Source organism: Actinobacillus capsulatus DSM 19761 (assembly GCF_000374285.1).
Lineage (GTDB): Bacteria > Pseudomonadota > Gammaproteobacteria > Enterobacterales > Pasteurellaceae > Actinobacillus > Actinobacillus capsulatus.
On sequence record NZ_KB893943.1, the window covers coordinates 73,110 to 90,428 of the forward strand.

A 17,319-nucleotide genomic window follows, 5' to 3' on the forward strand; every position below is an offset into this window, starting at 1 on the left:
TTTGTGCAATTTTTGTTGCGGATCAATCCTTTATGAAACACAGTTTAACTCCTTTCCATACTTTCCATTTAGCGGCAAATGCAAGCAAAATCGTTGAATTCAGCAGTGCCGAACAATTACTTAACGAATGGCAAACCGCCGTAAACAATCATCAGCCGGTACTGATTTTAGGACAAGGCTCAAATGTGCTTTTCTTAGATGATTTTGACGGTTGCGTATTCATCAACAAATTAAAAGGTATTACGCATCACGAAGATGAACAATTCCACTATTTACACGTGCAAGGCGGCGAAAATTGGCATGAGCTGGTGAAATGGACGCTAGCAAACAATATTGCAGGTCTTGAGAATCTCGCACTCATTCCGGGGGTTGCCGGTTCTGCACCGATTCAAAATATCGGTGCTTACGGGGTGGAATTTGAACGTGTGTGTGATTTTGTCGAAGTGCTGAATTTACGCACGGGCGAAATTTTCCGTTTGACCAAACAAGAGTGCCAATTCAGTTATCGTGAAAGTGTGTTTAAACACCAATACAAAGACGAATTTGCGATTCTCTCGGTCGGAATCAAATTGACAAAAGCATGGCAGCCGGTATTAAGTTATGGCTCATTAACTCAGTTTGATCCGCAAAGCGTAACGCCTCAACAAGTGTTTGACGAAGTGTGTACGGTACGTTCGGCAAAATTACCGAATCCGGACGAGTTCGGTAATGCCGGTAGTTTCTTTAAAAATCCAGTGATTGATGCTGCAAAATTTGCGCAAATTCAGACCGCTTACCCGAATATTCCAAACTATCCGCAAACAGACGGCACAGTAAAATTGGCGGCAGGTTGGTTGATTGACCAATGCGAATTGAAAGGCTTTCAAGTAGGTGGCGCGGCGGTACATGAAAAACAAGCGTTGGTATTGATTAATAAGCAAGCGGCAGCGGGTTCAGATGTAGTGGCATTGGCGAAAGAAGTACGCCGCCGTGTACGTGAAAAATTCGGGGTTGAGCTGCATCCGGAAGTGCGTTTTATGGGCAAAAATGGCGAAGTGAATAGCGAAGAAGTCACGAGATAACTAAAGTTATGAGCAAATTAAACCAATCTCAGATCCAAACGGCGTTGCTATGCGGGCAAGCGCTGGTGTTTGATAAAATTGATTCGACCAACGAATATCTACTCAAACATTATCAAACCTTGCCGCAGGGCTCGGTTTGTTTGGCGGAGCAACAAACCGCCGGCAGAGGCAGACGTGGGCGCACTTGGTATTCACCGCAAAGTGAAAATATCTATTTTTCAATTTTATGGCATTACCCGACTGAAGACGCTGCGCATATTTCTTCGCTGAGTTTGGTGGTTTCACTGATTATTGCTGAAAGTTTGCGAGCGCAACAGGTTGAAAATATCCAAATCAAATGGCCGAATGATATGTATTATTGCGGCAAAAAAATGGGTGGAATTCTGATTGAAACCAAAGCGGATCGCAGTGGCATTCATTTAGTGATCGGTATTGGTTTAAATTTAAGGATGACTCAAGTTGACGAAAATATCGTGGCCCAAGCGTGGTCTGATTTGTCACGTTATCAATTTGATCGTAATGCACTGGTGTGTCGTCTCGCTTATGAATTGCAAAAAAATCTTAAAATTTATCCGCTTGTCGGCTTTGAACATTATGCCGAGCGTTGGCAAGCGTTTGATATTTTTCGTGATCAGCCGGTAAAACTAGTCATGGAAGGTAGTGAAATTCACGGTATTTCACGTGGTATCAATCAACACGGTGAATTACTGCTTGAGCAAAACGGTGTTATGACGCCGTTCGGCATTGGTGAAATGTCATTGCGTGCTGACTCAAATTGAGTATTTTCTGATAAGCGGTTAGTTTTTCACAAAATTTTGGTAGAAATATAGATAGGAAACATTATGCACAAAACCATACAACAGAAAGCGGTGGAAGCACATAATATGTGTAAGTTGAAAGGCGATTCAATTTTGGATAATAGCGATCGCCAAATCGCCTTCGAAGCGGTGTATGATAGTGAAGAACAAGCGCAGCAAGCGGTCGAATTTTTCACGGAAAAAGCAAAATCAGTAGAAACCGAAGCTTGTGTTATTCAACATAATATTAGCCAAGTTGAAGACGGTTTTTTAATGCAAATGCAGGTTGAATTTAGTTGTCAGGCGGAAGTGGTGTTATTCCAAATGGCGGTCAGATAAAACAAAGGGGCAACAAATGTTGCCTCTTATTTTTTTGGTTTATGATTTAACCACAGAAAACACAGACTTTACGGACTATATTTAGCCGTAATGGCAATTTTCTGTGTAATCAGTGTATTGCGTGGTTAGAAATAAATGGTTTAGCCTTTAAACATTGGTAACATTTCGTACATTGAAAGGAAATGGAATACCGCGGTACACACACCGAATAAGAATACCAGTCCAATCATAAATAGATTACCTTTTTTCGCTTTATAGGCTAATAACGCTGGAATCATACAAGTCCAAAGGGTTGCCACCGCACCTGCATAACCAATCGCTTTTAAAAAGCCAAGTGGCGAGAGTAATGAGAATACTAGCGGAGGTAAGAAGGTTACCGCCCATGCTTTTGTTCTGCCTGATTTATTCTCGTCAAATTTAAAGAAATCTGCCAAGAAATCGAATGTACCTAACCCAACCCCGATAAATGAAGACAGAATTGCCGCCATAGAAAATGCATTAATCGCTTGTTTCACATACGGCGACTGTACTACTTCGCCAATCGTATTTAATAACACGTCTAAGTCACCGTTACTTGCGATAACCGGTGCAAATTGCGCACGTGGCAGATTACCGAAAATGCTGATTACCCAAAGTAAATAAAGCCCTAAAGCAATAAGTGTACCGCCGGCAATTGCATATTTCGCTTTCTTCACTTCACCGTAATAAGCATGCATTGAAGAGACTGAGTGGTGATAACCGAAAGAGGTCAATGCAACCGGCAACATTGCTAACGCATATTTAGCATATTCACCGTTATCGTTTTGTTGATCGAATAAAACAGCAGTATTAATATTGCTGACTAAACCCGAAATACTGAATGTAAACGACAATGCCATAAAAATAATTAATAACACAGAAATGCGATCAACTAATCGAGTAGAGTGCCATACAAAGAACGAGAAAATCAGCACGAATAGCACAGACCAGATACGAGACCCGAATTCACCGAAATCAATCGCTGACTTGGTTAGGTTCTCTAAAATTCCCCCGGAAGCGGTGGTGTAAGCGTAAAGTAAAATGCCACCGACAAAATAAACTGCAAGGTTATTTAATGCATTAATCTTATTACCTAATAAGTCTTTGGTAACGGTATTGAAAGACGCGCGTAGGTCATAACCTTTATAAACATCAAGGAGTAGCCAGCCTGAAAATGTCATTACAATCATGGTGAAAGCAAGTGCAAGAATAGACCACATTGTCCAAGCACCCGCACCGGAAGTTGGAAGCCCGAGCATACCGGCTCCTACACATACACCTGCGATAATACAAGCGCCACCAAAAAGTGTTGGCTGTTTTTTCATAAAATATCCTATTGAAGTAGTACATTAAGGTAATAGTATTGTGCCATAAACTAACTTATTAAAAAATAGTCTTATAGAGAAAAAGTGTATTTTTATCATCGTAAAACGCTATTTTTACCTAAATAGTGAATACTAAAACTTTACGCTTTTATATAGATTATCTAAAATAGATCCAAAATTAGATCCAAAGGAACTTATTATGCTGAAAATGAACGATCTTTCCAAATTAACTAATACGCCTAAATCAACCATTCTTTATTACATTAAAGAGGGATTGTTACCGGAACCTTTGAAAGATAAACCGAACTTTCACTTATATGATGAAAGTAATATCCAATTAATTGAATTTATTAAATATCTTCAAGCAAACTTTAATGCCACTATTTCACAGATTAAAATGGTATTTGCTCAGCCGGATTTTGATCTGAATAATCCTTATAAAAGCTTAATGGGATCGTTGGATATTCTAAACGGTACAGAAAGTGAACGCTTATTAGTGAGTGAGATCTGCTCGGAATTTGGTATTACCGAAGTTGAATTGAATGAATTTGTGGAAATGGGTTTAATTAATCCGACCCATAGCGACTTTAGTGCGAAAGATCGTGATATGTTGGCTATTCTTAGCCAATGTGATGCGCAGGAATTTCAATTATTAGAAAGTTATGCGGAAGTGGCGAAAAATTTAGCGCATCAAGAAATGGCAATCGGCGGAGAAATCCTAATGCAAGAAGAAGGTCAAGAGGAGCGTTTAAAACATTTTTTCAATATTTTATTGCTATTAAAGCCGTATATCTTAAATTCGCAATTAGTGAAGTATTAACTTTTACTTTTTACTATTTTTATGGGATTTATTGTTTTACAAGCGGTCAAATTTGCAAAATTTTCTACAAATTTGACCGCTTGATTTTTATTAAGGCAGTTCAGGGAACAGCATTTTTAACACGGCTTTGGTTAAGCGGCGAGATTTTCCTTGGTAAGGGAAAATGTGCATCATCATCATCGGGTTGAAGTTCGCTTCAATCACGCCCCATGAACGCAGAGATGGCTCGGCTGCTTTGGTTAAATCCGGAATGATTAAATCCACGCCACATACTTTTGCCCCCATCGCTTTAGCAATACCGACTGCTAATTGTTTATAGCTATCATGCATTTGGTCAGTCATATCAATCGAATCACCACCGGTACTGATATTAGAGTTGGCACGTAATTGTACGATTTGTCCTTCAGCCGGAATTGAATCAGGTGTTAAACTTTGCTCTTTGAGCTGAAGTAATTCAATGTCACCTAGGGCGATTTTTTTCAATGGAGAACGAGATCCATCGCCTCGTAGCGGATCACTGTTTTTTGCTTCCACCAATTCACGCACCGTATGTATGCCGTCACCTTTTACATTCGCCGGCACACGCAACAATACAGCCAGCGTTTCATCGCCTAGCACAAAGAAACGATATTCGGTACCGACTAAATAGTCTTCCACCACCACTTCTTTATCTTCACGGAACGCAATTTCAATCGCTTTGGCAAAGTCGGCTTTATCCGTCACGCCCTGTTGGAAAATCGTAATGCCCAAGCCGTAATTGGTCGATTTTGGCTTAATTACTACTGCTTTTTCTTCAAATAACGGGTAGTGTGCGACCGCCTGTTCTAGCGAGGTAAATTCAGCGCTTTTCGGCACATTAAAACCGGCTTTCGCCAACACTTTTTTGGTCACGACTTTATTTTCCATAATTAATGGAGAAATATACTGATCGTGACTGGTCATATTGCCATTTTTCACATATTCGAGATGATCACCGAATTTGAGTGCAAGGAACTGATCGTTTTCATCAAGTAATTCGATCTGTAATCCTTGTTGGATTGCATCAAATAATAAAGCCTGTGTAGAAAGCTCCATATTATCGAAAGCAGAAATCGCATAAAAACGCTCGAACGTTTGCGCTTTATATTGTTGAGCAAGTTGTGCACCGAGTGCTTTATAGCTGCCGGCTTGTTCAATTGCTGCTAATAAACGACCGTTTACCGTTTGGCTTGGATCAGCAAATTGAGCTAGTTTTTGTTGTAATAAATCTTTCTCGCTTTGTGGCGCTGAAAGATCTTCTAACATTGCCAACATTAGGTTAAGGATAGCTTCACCCTCTGCTTGGAACGCAGTGTGTGAACGAGGATCTTCAAGTGCAACTTGGTATAGTTTTTGTTTACCGAGTTCGACTTCTTTTTGACCGCTTGTTTCATCTATCCATAGCATAGCAAGTAAGAACAGATGAATAAATTTGGCATCGGCGAGCTCGATACCGTAGGGAGAGAGCGGATTGAGATCAAATAAGCGGAATTCCGCATATTTAACCCCTTTTTCAAGTAATTCACGTGCTTTTTTCGCGCCACGTAAACGTACGTTTGAATAGAATTCTTTTTCCGCTAATAAATCACCGTTTGTCACAAAATGTTCTAATGATTCCACATATTCTTGCAAGCTATCGTGATTGATTACTACATGAGGCGCATTTACATAGCCATACGGGCTAGAACGTAAACTACGTACTAATTGTCCTTCTGCAAGCGGTCGATTTTCGCCAAAATATTGCGCCTCTACGGTTGGTGTGGCGGCAAGCAGATAGACTAAAATCCATTGATAACGTAAAAAGTTATTGGCTAATTTCATATATAACGCATTGCGGAACGCAATTTTATCGCTGTATTCCGTTTGTAATGCAAATGCGCTCTCGACAAACTCGTCAGAAATCTGGAAATTGTAGTGAATACCGCTCACCATCTGCTTATATTTGCCGTAGATTGCAGACAGATGTTCACGATATTTCACATCCCATTCGTTATCTAATTGTGCTTCTTTGATTTGATCTTCCGGCGGTAAACCGGCAGGCATACTGAGTGGGAAAATATATTCATCATCAGGTAATGAACGTAACGTTACCTCGTGAATAGCGGATAACCAACGATATGTATCTTCCAATTTATCGTTTGGCGGTGTGATTAGCTCAAGTTGGCTTTCTGCAAAATCGGTTTGAATATATGGGTGATAACTGCGGTTACCAAAAACGCCAGGATGGGCTGTAGTAACAATATTCCCTTTATTATCAATACGTTGGCTTTCTTTTTCAATGCCAAATTTACCTTGTTGAAACAGCAAACCAAGTTGATGAGTTTTAATCAGTTGTTGTAATTTCATAGCTTTCCCTTTCGCGATAAATGCGTTAGACGAAGTTCTGCCCCTAAAATAGCATACTTTTTTGATTGGGTTTATAGCTGATTGATAAGAGAATAGACTATTTGGTTATAAAAAAGCACGCTTATTATAATCGTGCTTAATTAAAAAAGATTATTTAATCACTTTTGCCAAGCGCTCACCCATTCGAGTTTCTACGCCGGCTTGTAGGTGTGCTTCGAATTCAATGCAATCTTTCGGGAAGAGGTTAATTACGGTTGAACCTAAGCAGAAAGCCCCCATTTCCTGACCTTTTTTCAGGTGTACGGCGGTTTCACCGGTGGTTTCATAGTGATATACCACAACATCTTTGGCACGAGGCGGGTTAATTACACCAGCCCAAACTGTACTCATACTTGCTGTAATAGTTGCGCCCACTAAAATTTGTACCATCGGCCCGAATTCAGTTTCAAATTCACAGATTACACGTTCGTTACGCGCAAATAAATTTGGTACGTGTTCAGCTAAGAACGGATTTACTGAAAATAATTCGCCCGGTACGTAAATCATTTTGCGTAGGGTTGCATCACATGGCATATGTACACGGTGGTAATCGCGCGGCGATAAATAAGTGGTAATAAAATGGCCATCTTTAAACTTATTTGCCATTTCTTGATCATTCGCTAGTAAGGTTTCAAGTGTAAAGAAATGACCTTTTGCTTGTAGTAAACGATCGTCTTCAATCTTACCTGATTCACTTACTTTGCCGTCTGCCGGTAAACAAAGCGCCTGTGCATCTTGGTTAATCGGGCGAGCGTTTTCTTTTAACGGACGAATAAAGAATTCATTAAACGTTGCGTAGTCAGAAGCATTGCTTTTTTGTGCTTCTGATAAATTAACATTATATTGTTTAGCGAATGCACGGATAATAAAGTGGGTCACAACACCCCATTTTTGTTCTGCCAGCCAACCTGCTAAACGGGTAACAGGTAATTGTGGGAATATATATTGAAATGCAACTTTCGCACGTTGCCAATAAGTCGGCATCAAATAGGGTTTAAGAGACATTAAGTTGTATCCTTTTTATTCAATTATACAAAGAGGCACGAAGTATAACAGAAAGAAAAGTGAATTACCTAATGTTATCAAAAAGTAACAGGGCGCTGAGTTAAGATGTGGCATAAAGATAGAGGAAGTAAGCCACATGTTGCCTTAACTCAGCAAATGTTATATGAGAGGGAAGATATTATTGCAATAGAATACGATCACGATTTTTATCCAGTGTGGCTTTGCCGATACCGGATACATCGGTAAGTTGCTCTAGGCTACTAAATGCACCATTTTTCGTACGGTATTCAACAATTGCTTGTGCTTTTTTAGCGCCAATACCCACTAATTTATCTTGAATTTCAGCCGCAGTTGCAGTGTTGATATTCACTAAATTTGCATTGTTCGTCATTTCAGCATGGCTATATTCAGTGCTAGTTGCTTGTGCGTTTTGAACTACGGGAGTGGGTTCTATGACGCTAGGCTTTGTTTTTTCAGCAGCCAATACACCGGTAGATAACATTCCGATTAACAGACTTAAGCCAAGTTTTGAGCGTGTTTTCATAAATGTCTCCTTTTCTTTTTAGATTGCTTTTTAAGATGGTTTTGCTTGGAACTACTTTACAAGTTAAATAAATCAGAGAGCAATTCTGAGAAATTATTTTTGCGATCAAGATCGAGAAAATTGTTTATCTTATGGTCAGAAGTAAGGAAGAGAGGATATAAATACGTGGTGAGCAGTGCTGATTTAGTGTTTTTGTAAAATATTTAATAAATATTACCGCTTGTAGGCATAATTTTCTGAAAAATCGTGTGCTGATTAAAGAGAAATACTTTAAAATGGGGATAATTTATTCAGCGGGGGAATTTCCCATTATTTTTTTACCTAAAATTGGAAAGTTAAATGTCACAAAATAATTTTCGTAAAGAGCCAACTTTTGGCGAGCCGTCTGTTGCACAGTCGGCGGAGCAAGTAGCAGAAGCAATCATTAATTCAGATAGTGCAAAAGCTGTTGAGGCAGCAAAAGTTATTGCAAGTAATGCAACAGTATCATTAAATCAAGCACCAAGTTATACTTTTACGCCTGTAATGAAGCGCCCTGTTGATGATACAACGCCATTAAAATCGATTGAGGAAGCTCAAAAGGTGAATACAGAAATTTCAGAAACAGAAGCATCGAAAGTTGCACAAGATTCAGGTTTCGCTTTTTCTCCGGTAGCGGATGAAGCTACGGAAGAACCTAAAAAAGCAGAGCCGGAGCAAGTTGAAAAATTAGTTACAGAGGAAAAGCCAGCGATGAATACAAGTAGTGAAGATCGTGTGATTCCTGTCGTGAATCCGACCACAGCAGCCGAAGCTGTTGCAGTAGCGAGTGTGCCATCTAAATTCCGTCGTTTAGGTTTAGTAGCGATTTTAGCTGCAATTTTAGTGGCAATCTTCTTCTGGTTAAAACCGAGTGCACCGGAAACTGTTGAAGAGTTACAGTCTCAACAAGGCAGTTCATTACCAATTGAGTTCCGTCCGGTAGATGAAGAAGAAGCAAAACGTGCGGAAGCGCAAGCAAAAGCTGAGCAAGAAGCAATTGCTCAGCAACAAGCACAACAGGCACAACAAATTCAGCAAGATATGAATGTTGCGACTGCACAACCAGTAACAACTGAGACAGCTCCAGCAAAAAGCGTCACACCGACAACAGAAACTCCAGCCGCTACGACAGCAAATACGAACGTAGTTGCTGAAGAGCCAAAAGTTGAGCCGGCTCCGGTTGTGAATAAACTCGTTGTGCAACCTGCTCCTGTTAAACCTAAAACGCAAGGTAGCGTGATTCATCAGTCTGAAACGCCTAAACAGCCGAAAGTGAAAGCTATCACGGCAGATGAATTCAATGCGAAAAAAGCGAAGAATGCACAATTAGATCAATTGGTGAAGAATGTAGAAACCGGTAAGCCAGTAGCAAAAACAGCAGCACCTACGGCAGCTAAAGCAGCACTGGCAAAACCAGCAACGGCAGCGGCAGTCGCAAGTAAAACTATGACAGTGCCAAAAGGTACATCATTGATGCAAGTATTCCGTGATAACGGTTTAAATATCTCGGATGTAAATGCGATGAGCAAAGTCAACAAAGTGGTAAGTAATCTAAAAGTGGGTGAGCGTGTGAGCGTGCGTTTAGATAAAAATAACCGCGTAGTTGAAATGAGTATCGGATCTGGCGGTAAGTTTACTCGTCAAGCAGACGGTAGCTATAGCTTTAAATAATTGACATTAAAGAGCAACGCTACAAACGTTGCTCTTTTTTTCTCAAAATTTTGAGAAGGAGAGTAGTTGTAAAATGAATGTTTTTTTGCAAAAGCCGTGTTGTTTAGCAGTATGTACCGGTTTGCTGACGCTGGCAGGGTGTAAGCCTTTAGAAGCGCCGATTGAGCAAGTACAGCGAGCTCAAATAGTCATACAACAGGCTCAAACGGAAATTAAGCCGACAGAAAAGGTAACGGTAGTAAAGAATCAGACCTCAATGCAGTTTATTTGTAAAAATGATGTGGTAGTGAAGGTTCAGCGCCCGAAGGCGAAAAAAGTGAATAATAAAGCGAAACGTAAAGTCAGTAGTCAGCAAGCGATTTTAGTTACTTACGGTCACGCAACGCATACGTTATCACCGGCAGTGACGAGAGACGGTAAAAAATATAGTAATATCCGTTGGACGTGGAAAGAGAGTTTAAATGGTGAAGCTTCTCTCACAGATAATAGCAATAACGTTCTTGCCAGTGAATGTAAACTTAAACCGTAGAAAATAAGCGGTCATTTTGGCTTAGTTTTTTGCAAAAAATAGGCTAATTTTGACCGCTTGTCATTTGAATGAAAGGAAGACAATGAATATCTTAATTATTGGCCCGTCTTGGGTCGGCGATATGATGATGTCGCATGCACTGTATCAACAACTTAAGGTTCAATATCCGAATTATCAAATTGACGTGATGGCACCGGATTGGTGTCGTCCGCTCCTTGCTCGAATGCCGGAAGTTCGGAAAGCGATTTTGATGCCGATTGGGCATGGTTCGTTCCGCCTGTGTGAGCGTTATCAATTAGGAAAATCGCTGCGAAATCAATATGATATGGCGATTGTTTTACCTAATTCGCTTAAATCGGCATTTATTCCTTTATTTGCTAAAATTGCAGTGCGCCGAGGTTGGAAAGGCGAAAGCCGCTATTTCTTTTTAAATGATTTGCGTACTAACAAGCAAGATTATCCAATGATGGCACAACGTTATGTTGCGCTGGCTTTTGAGAAAAATGCTGTGCCGGATGCCAAAACATTGCCGATGCCAGTACCTTATCTACAAACGCAAGCGGCTGAGATCACTGCAACCAAAGCGAAATTTGCCAAACAGTTTGAATATGCTGAACAGCGCCCGGCAGTCGGCTTTTGCCCAGGAGCTGAATTCGGGCCGGCAAAACGTTGGCCACATTATCATTATGCTAAATTGGCGGAAATGTTGATCGAAAAAGGCTATGCGGTACATTTGTTCGGCTCAAATAAAGATAAAGAAGTCGGCGAACAAATCAGTGCAAGTTTAGCGGACAATTTACAGCGCTATTGCGTCAATTTAGCGGGGCAAACCGATTTAAATCAAGCAGTTGATTTAATTGCCGATTGTCATGCCGTAGTGAGTAATGATTCCGGGCTAATGCATATTGCTGCGGCGTTAGGCAAGCCGTTAGTTGCGCTTTACGGGCCAACTAGCCCGCAATATACGCCGCCGCTTTCCGATAAAGCGGTGATTATTCGTTTAATTGAAGGCGGTTTGATTAAGATTCGTAAAGGCGATGCTGCCGAAGGCTATCACCAAAGCTTAATCGATATTCAGCCGGAAATGGTCATTGAGAAATTAGAGGCACTAATAGGCTAATTGCAAGCGGTCATTTTTTGCAAAAATTTTGCAGATTTCGACCGCTTGTTCATATTTATTATTAAAGATAAAGAAATGAAAGTTTTAGTTGTAAAAACGTCCTCGATGGGAGATGTGATTCATACTTTGCCTGCGTTGATGGATGCTAAAAATGCGATTCCGAATATTCAGTTCGATTGGGTGGTGGAAGAAAATTTTAGTGAAATTCCGCATTGGCATTCGGCGGTAGATAAGGTTATCCCGTTAGCGATTCGCCGTTGGCGCAAAAACTTGTGTAAGCGGCAAACTTGGCTGGAATGGCAATATTACCTAAAGCAACTTCGTTCGGAAGAATATGATGCGGTGATTGATGCACAAGGATTGATTAAAAGTGCGGTATTGGTAACCAAGCAGGCAAAGGGAACAAAATACGGCTACGACAAACATTCTGCTCGAGAAGGGCTAAGCAGTCTGTTTTATGATCAAGCGTTTAATATCGCTTATCAGCAACACGCAGTGGAACGAATTCGAAAGTTATTTGCTAACTCTCTGAATTATGTACTTCCCGATGGATTAGGTGATTATGGAATTGCCACGCATTTTGCAAAAAAATCTGAAAATTCAACCGCTTATCTGCTTGCGATTCATGCGACAACGAGAGCTGATAAGCATTGGAAAGAAGATTACTGGCGAGAAGTGATTCGAGAGCTAAGCATACAGGGGATTGAGGTACGTTTACCTTGGGGTAATCAACAAGAAAAAGAGAGAGCCATGCGTTTGGCAGAAGTGAGTGCTAATGTGACAGTATTGCCGAAATTATCACTGACTGAATTAGCGGAACAAATTGCCGGTGCGAAAGCCGTGCTGTCGGTTGATACCGGACTAAGCCATTTAGCCGCGGCATTAGATAAACAAAACGTGATTTTATATGGTGCAACCGACCCAAAATTAATCGGCGCTTACGGCAGAAATCAGCATTATCTGACCGGAAACGGTATGGCGAATATTTTACCTTATCGTGTCTTGCAAACCTTAGAAACGCTGATCACAGAATAATCAATTTATCCTATGGTGAATACTTGACTTTTAGTCCGTATAACAATAGAATCTACCGTCCTTTCTTCTTTGAAAGGATGTTTTTTTAATTTTATTTTTAATAATTTTAACTGGAGCTTTTAAATGGCAACTATCAACCAATTAGTACGCAAACCGCGTGTGAAAAAGGTTGTAAAAAGCAACGTTCCTGCATTAGAGGCTTGCCCGCAGAAACGTGGCGTGTGTACTCGTGTATACACTACTACACCTAAAAAACCGAACTCAGCATTACGTAAAGTGTGCCGTATTCGTTTAACAAATGGCTTTGAAGTAACTTCATACATCGGTGGTGAAGGTCATAACTTACAAGAACACAGTGTTGTATTAATTCGTGGTGGTCGTGTTAAAGACTTACCGGGTGTGCGTTATCACACTGTACGTGGTGCACTTGACTGTGCAGGCGTTAAAGACCGTAAACAAGGTCGTTCTAAATACGGCGTTAAACGTCCTAAAGCTTAATGGATCTCCGTTAAGTAAGGCCAAACGTCTAAATTAATCAAAAAATTTAAACCATAAACTCCAGTCAATCGTGATGTGCTATCACACACAATAGATGAGTTTTGGATTATCCTGAATATATAAACGGAGTATTTACAATGCCACGTCGTCGTAGTGTTGAACCTCGCAAAATTCTTCCAGATCCGAAGTTCGGTTCAGAATTACTTGCAAAATTTATTAATGTTTTAATGGTAGATGGTAAAAAATCTATTGCAGAATCAATTATTTACGGTGCTTTAGAAACTTTAGCACAACGTACTGGTAAAGAAGCTTTAGAAGCTTTTGAAGCAGCGTTAGAAAACGTACGTCCAACAGTAGAGGTTAAATCTCGTCGTGTTGGTGGTTCTACTTACCAAGTACCAGTTGAAGTTCGTCCAGCTCGTCGTAACGCGTTAGCTATGCGTTGGATCGTTGAAGCAGCTCGTAAACGTGGTGACAAATCAATGGCATTACGTTTAGCTAACGAACTTTCAGATGCGGCAGATAACAAAGGTTCAGCTGTTAAGAAACGTGAAGACGTTCACCGTATGGCTGAAGCGAATAAAGCGTTTGCTCACTACCGTTGGTAATCGCTTAGCTTTATATCTTAAAGGCTTCATCCAAATGTGTGGTGAAGCCTTACCCTTATTAAGAATTTTAATTTAAATCCCAAACAAGGTAATAAATAAAAATGGCTCGTACAACCCCTATTTCACTTTACCGTAACATCGGTATCAGTGCGCACATCGATGCGGGTAAAACAACTACTACAGAGCGTATCTTGTTCTATACAGGCGTAAGTCACAAAATCGGTGAAGTTCACGATGGTGCAGCAACAATGGACTGGATGGAACAAGAGCAAGAACGTGGTATCACGATCACATCTGCTGCAACAACAGCATTCTGGTCTGGTATGTCACAACAATATCCACAACACCGTATCAACGTTATTGATACTCCGGGACACGTAGACTTTACCATCGAAGTAGAACGTTCTATGCGTGTTCTTGACGGTGCGGTAATGGTTTACTGTGCGGTTGGTGGCGTTCAGCCTCAATCAGAAACTGTATGGCGTCAAGCGAATAAATATGGTGTTCCACGTATTGCATTCGTAAACAAAATGGACCGTACAGGTGCAAACTTCTTACGTGTTGTTGAGCAAATCAAAACTCGTTTAGGCGGTAACGCAGTTGCATTACAACTGCCTATCGGTGCAGAAGACAGCTTCACAGGTGTAGTTGACTTAATCAAAATGAAAGCAATCAACTGGAACGAAGCTGACCAAGGTATGACTTTCACATACGAAGATATTCCAGCAAACATGCTTGCTGAATGTGAAGAGCGTCGTGCAATGTTAGTAGAAGCTGCAGCTGAAGCATCAGAAGAGTTAATGGAAAAATTCTTCGAAGAAGGTGACCTTTCTGAAGAAGAAATCAAAGCGGCATTACGTCAACGCGTATTAGCAAGCGAAATTATCCCAGTTTGCTGTGGTTCTGCATTCAAAAACAAAGGTGTTCAAGCAATGCTTGATGCGGTAATCGACTACTTACCTGCACCTACAGATATCCCTGCAATCAAAGGTATCAACGAAGACGAAACTGAAGGTGAGCGTCACGCAAGCGATGAAGAGCCATTTGCAGCTCTTGCATTCAAAATTGCAACTGACCCATTCGTTGGTAACTTAACATTCTTCCGTGTTTACTCAGGTGTAATCAACTCTGGTGATACAGTTTACAACTCAGTTAAACAAAAACGTGAACGTTTCGGTCGTATCGTACAGATGCACGCTAACAAACGTGAAGAAATCAAAGAAGTTCGTGCGGGCGATATCGCAGCAGCAATTGGTTTAAAAGAAGTGGGTACAGGTGACACATTATGTGCACAAGATGCGCCAATCATCCTTGAGCGTATGGAATTCCCAGAGCCGGTAATCTCTGTAGCGGTAGAACCAAAAACTAAAGCTGACCAAGAGAAAATGGGCTTAGCGTTAGGTCGTCTTGCACAAGAAGACCCTTCATTCCGTGTTCACACAGATGAAGAGTCAGGTGAAACTATCATCTCAGGTATGGGTGAGTTACACTTAGATATCATCGTTGACCGTATGCGTCGTGAATTCAAAGTTGAAGCGAACATCGGTAAACCACAAGTATCTTACCGTGAAACTATCCGTACACGTGTTAACGATGTTGAAGGTAAACACGCAAAACAATCTGGTGGTCGCGGTCAATACGGTCACGTTGTCATCGACTTATATCCATTAGACCCAGAAGGTCCTGGTTACGAGTTCGTGAACGAGATCAAAGGTGGTGTGATTCCTGGTGAATTTATCCCTGCAGTTGATAAAGGTATCCAAGAACAACTTAAATCTGGTCCATTAGCGGGTTACCCAGTAGAAGACATCGGTGTACGTTTACACTTCGGTTCATACCACGATGTTGACTCATCTGAGTTAGCGTTCAAACTTGCAGCGTCATTAGCGTTTAAAGCAGCGTTCGCAAAAGCTAACCCAGTATTACTTGAGCCAATCATGAAAGTTGAAGTGGAAACTCCACCAGACTACGTTGGTGATGTAATTGGTGACTTAAGCCGTCGTCGTGCAATGGTTAACGGTCAAGAAGCGAATGAGTTCGTTGTTAAGATCAATGCAGAAGTTCCATTATCAGAAATGTTTGGTTATGCAACAGACTTACGTTCACAAACTCAAGGTCGTGCATCTTACTCAATGGAACCATTAAAATACGCTGAAGCGCCTACAAGCGTTGCAGCAGCAATTATTGAAGCTCGTAAAGCTAAATAATTTTATTTTTAACCTGAGCCATAGCAATAGGGTCATGGCTCATTTTTTAGGAAGCTATCAAAGTGTCTAAAGAAAAATTTGAACGTACAAAACCCCATGTAAACGTGGGTACAATCGGTCACGTCGACCATGGTAAAACAACTTTAACAGCAGCGATCACAACTGTGTTAGCGAAACACTTCGGTGGTGCAGCTCGTGCATTCGACCAAATTGACAACGCGCCGGAAGAAAAAGCGCGTGGTATCACCATCAACACCTCACACGTTGAGTATGACACAGCAACTCGTCACTACGCACACGTAGACTGCCCAGGACACGCGGACTATGTTAAAAACATGATTACTGGTGCGGCGCAAATGGACGGTGCAATCTTAGTGGTAGCAGCAACAGACGGTCCAATGCCACAAACTCGTGAGCACATCTTATTAGGTCGCCAAGTAGGTGTACCATACATCATCGTATTCTTAAACAAATGCGACATGGTAGATGACGAAGAGTTATTAGAATTAGTAGAAATGGAAGTTCGTGAACTTCTTTCTCAATATGACTTCCCAGGCGATGATACACCAATCGTACGTGGTTCTGCATTACAAGCATTAAACGGGGTTGCAGAATGGGAAGAAAAAATCCTTGAATTAGCGAACCACTTAGATACATACATTCCAGAGCCAGAGCGTGCGATTGACAAGCCATTCTTGTTACCAATCGAAGACGTATTCTCAATCTCTGGTCGTGGTACAGTAGTAACAGGCCGTGTTGAGCGTGGTATCATTAAAGCAGGTGAAGAGGTTGAAATCGTTGGTATCAAAGAAACAGCGAAAACAACCGTAACTGGCGTTGAAATGTTCCGTAAATTACTTGACGAAGGTCGTGCAGGTGAGAACGTAGGTGCATTATTACGTGGTACAAAACGTGAAGAAATCGAACGTGGTCAAGTATTAGCGAAACCAGGTACAATTACACCACACACAGACTTCGAATCAGAAGTATACGTATTATCAAAAGAGGAAGGTGGTCGTCATACTCCATTCTTCAAAGGTTACCGTCCACAGTTCTACTTCCGTACAACAGACGTAACAGGTACAATCGAATTACCTGAAGGCGTAGAGATGGTAATGCCAGGCGACAACATCAAAATGACTGTTAGCTTAATTCACCCAATCGCAATGGACGAAGGTTTACGTTTTGCGATTCGTGAAGGTGGTCGTACAGTAGGTGCAGGTGTTGTAGCGAAAATTATCAAATAATTAGGTATTAGACTTAATATTTGAGTGCGAAATGCTAGAGAAGGCGTGTCGAAAGACACGCCTTTTTTGTT

16 protein-coding genes are annotated in these 17,319 nt (G+C 41.0%); 12 read left to right on the forward strand and 4 right to left on the reverse strand.

The genetic code is table 11. The features are described 5' to 3' along the window. The first annotated feature begins 32 nt into the window (after positions 1-32). The 3 genes from murB to C228_RS0109990 all read left to right on the forward strand — a co-directional run bounded on the left by murB (position 33) and on the right by C228_RS0109990 (position 2,197). Complete coding sequence (gene murB, locus C228_RS0109980) at positions 33-1,061, forward strand: UDP-N-acetylmuramate dehydrogenase (protein WP_018652477.1); 1,029 nt, start codon at positions 33-35, stop codon at positions 1,059-1,061. An 8-nt stretch (positions 1,062-1,069) separates the two neighbouring features. Then, on the forward strand, positions 1,070-1,840 hold the full coding sequence (locus tag C228_RS0109985; RefSeq protein WP_018652478.1) for a biotin--[acetyl-CoA-carboxylase] ligase: 771 nt from the start codon (positions 1,070-1,072) through the stop codon (positions 1,838-1,840). Positions 1,841-1,903: 63 nt separating this feature from the next. Continuing rightward, complete coding sequence (locus C228_RS0109990; protein WP_018652479.1) at positions 1,904-2,197, forward strand: YfcZ/YiiS family protein; 294 nt, start codon at positions 1,904-1,906, stop codon at positions 2,195-2,197. A 140-nt stretch (positions 2,198-2,337) separates the two neighbouring features. Here C228_RS0109990 and C228_RS0109995 read toward each other — a convergent pair whose 3' ends face one another. Then, positions 2,338-3,540: an aromatic amino acid transporter gene (locus tag C228_RS0109995; protein WP_018652480.1), complete on the reverse strand. Its 1,203-nt coding sequence runs from the start codon at positions 3,538-3,540 to the stop codon at positions 2,338-2,340. Positions 3,541-3,739: 199 nt separating this feature from the next. On the opposite strand from C228_RS0109995, the gene C228_RS0110000 reads away from it, so the two are divergent. Next, entirely contained in the window at positions 3,740-4,360 is a 621-nt protein-coding gene (locus C228_RS0110000; RefSeq protein WP_018652481.1) for a MerR family transcriptional regulator, read from the forward strand. A 90-nt stretch (positions 4,361-4,450) separates the two neighbouring features. On the opposite strand, the gene gshAB is transcribed toward C228_RS0110000, so the two are convergent. From gshAB to C228_RS0110015, 3 genes are all read right to left on the reverse strand, one after another. Next, positions 4,451-6,724, reverse strand: coding sequence for a bifunctional glutamate--cysteine ligase GshA/glutathione synthetase GshB (gene gshAB, locus C228_RS0110005; protein ID WP_018652482.1), 2,274 nt, complete (start codon positions 6,722-6,724; stop codon positions 4,451-4,453). Between the two features lie 150 nt (positions 6,725-6,874). Further along, complete coding sequence (gene asd, locus C228_RS0110010) at positions 6,875-7,768, reverse strand: archaetidylserine decarboxylase (protein ID WP_018652483.1); 894 nt, start codon at positions 7,766-7,768, stop codon at positions 6,875-6,877. 178 nt (positions 7,769-7,946) lie between these two features. Then, positions 7,947-8,312 (reverse strand): ComEA family DNA-binding protein, encoded by a 366-nt coding sequence (locus C228_RS0110015; RefSeq protein ID WP_018652484.1) that lies wholly within the window; start codon positions 8,310-8,312, stop codon positions 7,947-7,949. A gap of 339 nt (positions 8,313-8,651) precedes the next feature. Between C228_RS0110015 and C228_RS0110020 the strand changes: the two genes are divergently transcribed. The 8 genes from C228_RS0110020 (at position 8,652) to tuf (ending at position 17,248) form a co-directional block, all read left to right on the forward strand. Beyond that, positions 8,652-10,004 (forward strand): LysM-like peptidoglycan-binding domain-containing protein, encoded by a 1,353-nt coding sequence (locus tag C228_RS0110020; protein ID WP_018652485.1) that lies wholly within the window; start codon positions 8,652-8,654, stop codon positions 10,002-10,004. 73 nt (positions 10,005-10,077) lie between these two features. Further along, positions 10,078-10,533, forward strand: a complete 456-nt coding sequence (locus C228_RS0110025; RefSeq protein ID WP_018652486.1) for an MliC family protein — start codon at positions 10,078-10,080, stop codon at positions 10,531-10,533. An 82-nt stretch (positions 10,534-10,615) separates the two neighbouring features. Continuing rightward, the gene (waaF, locus tag C228_RS0110030) at positions 10,616-11,653 is read left to right on the forward strand and encodes a lipopolysaccharide heptosyltransferase II (RefSeq protein WP_018652487.1); all 1,038 of its coding nucleotides are present in this window, start codon (positions 10,616-10,618) and stop codon (positions 11,651-11,653) included. A 75-nt stretch (positions 11,654-11,728) separates the two neighbouring features. Beyond that, entirely contained in the window at positions 11,729-12,688 is a 960-nt protein-coding gene (gene rfaC / locus C228_RS0110035; protein ID WP_026313279.1) for a lipopolysaccharide heptosyltransferase RfaC, read from the forward strand. A gap of 123 nt (positions 12,689-12,811) precedes the next feature. Beyond that, positions 12,812-13,186 carry a 30S ribosomal protein S12 gene (gene rpsL / locus C228_RS0110040; RefSeq protein WP_005543325.1) on the forward strand — a complete coding sequence of 125 codons (375 nt, stop codon included), beginning with the start codon at positions 12,812-12,814 and terminating at the stop codon, positions 13,184-13,186. A gap of 137 nt (positions 13,187-13,323) precedes the next feature. After that, complete coding sequence (gene rpsG, locus C228_RS0110045) at positions 13,324-13,794, forward strand: 30S ribosomal protein S7 (protein WP_018652489.1); 471 nt, start codon at positions 13,324-13,326, stop codon at positions 13,792-13,794. A 101-nt stretch (positions 13,795-13,895) separates the two neighbouring features. Next, positions 13,896-16,001, forward strand: a complete 2,106-nt coding sequence (gene fusA, locus C228_RS0110050; RefSeq protein WP_018652490.1) for an elongation factor G — start codon at positions 13,896-13,898, stop codon at positions 15,999-16,001. Between the two features lie 62 nt (positions 16,002-16,063). Further along, a complete protein-coding gene (gene tuf / locus C228_RS0110055; RefSeq protein WP_018652491.1) occupies positions 16,064-17,248 on the forward strand; it encodes an elongation factor Tu in 1,185 nt (394 codons plus the stop codon). Positions 17,249-17,319: the final 71 nt, after the last annotated feature.

What these genes read in the sequence shown, in the direction of transcription:
- C228_RS0109990 (WP_018652479.1), top strand. Translation starts at nt 1,904, where the DNA reads ATGCACAAAACCATACAACAGAAAGCGGTGGAAGCACATAATATGTGT.
- C228_RS0110020 (WP_018652485.1), top strand. Translation starts at nt 8,652, where the DNA reads ATGTCACAAAATAATTTTCGTAAAGAGCCAACTTTTGGCGAGCCGTCT.
- rfaC (WP_026313279.1), top strand. Translation starts at nt 11,729, where the DNA reads ATGAAAGTTTTAGTTGTAAAAACGTCCTCGATGGGAGATGTGATTCAT.
- C228_RS0110015 (WP_018652484.1), bottom strand. Translation starts at nt 8,312, where the DNA reads ATGAAAACACGCTCAAAACTTGGCTTAAGTCTGTTAATCGGAATGTTA.
- murB (WP_018652477.1), top strand. Translation starts at nt 33, where the DNA reads ATGAAACACAGTTTAACTCCTTTCCATACTTTCCATTTAGCGGCAAAT.
- C228_RS0110025 (WP_018652486.1), top strand. Translation starts at nt 10,078, where the DNA reads ATGAATGTTTTTTTGCAAAAGCCGTGTTGTTTAGCAGTATGTACCGGT.
- rpsG (WP_018652489.1), top strand. Translation starts at nt 13,324, where the DNA reads ATGCCACGTCGTCGTAGTGTTGAACCTCGCAAAATTCTTCCAGATCCG.
- waaF (WP_018652487.1), top strand. Translation starts at nt 10,616, where the DNA reads ATGAATATCTTAATTATTGGCCCGTCTTGGGTCGGCGATATGATGATG.
- gshAB (WP_018652482.1), bottom strand. Translation starts at nt 6,724, where the DNA reads ATGAAATTACAACAACTGATTAAAACTCATCAACTTGGTTTGCTGTTT.
- C228_RS0110000 (WP_018652481.1), top strand. Translation starts at nt 3,740, where the DNA reads ATGCTGAAAATGAACGATCTTTCCAAATTAACTAATACGCCTAAATCA.
- C228_RS0109985 (WP_018652478.1), top strand. Translation starts at nt 1,070, where the DNA reads ATGAGCAAATTAAACCAATCTCAGATCCAAACGGCGTTGCTATGCGGG.
- rpsL (WP_005543325.1), top strand. Translation starts at nt 12,812, where the DNA reads ATGGCAACTATCAACCAATTAGTACGCAAACCGCGTGTGAAAAAGGTT.
- C228_RS0109995 (WP_018652480.1), bottom strand. Translation starts at nt 3,540, where the DNA reads ATGAAAAAACAGCCAACACTTTTTGGTGGCGCTTGTATTATCGCAGGT.
- asd (WP_018652483.1), bottom strand. Translation starts at nt 7,768, where the DNA reads ATGTCTCTTAAACCCTATTTGATGCCGACTTATTGGCAACGTGCGAAA.
- fusA (WP_018652490.1), top strand. Translation starts at nt 13,896, where the DNA reads ATGGCTCGTACAACCCCTATTTCACTTTACCGTAACATCGGTATCAGT.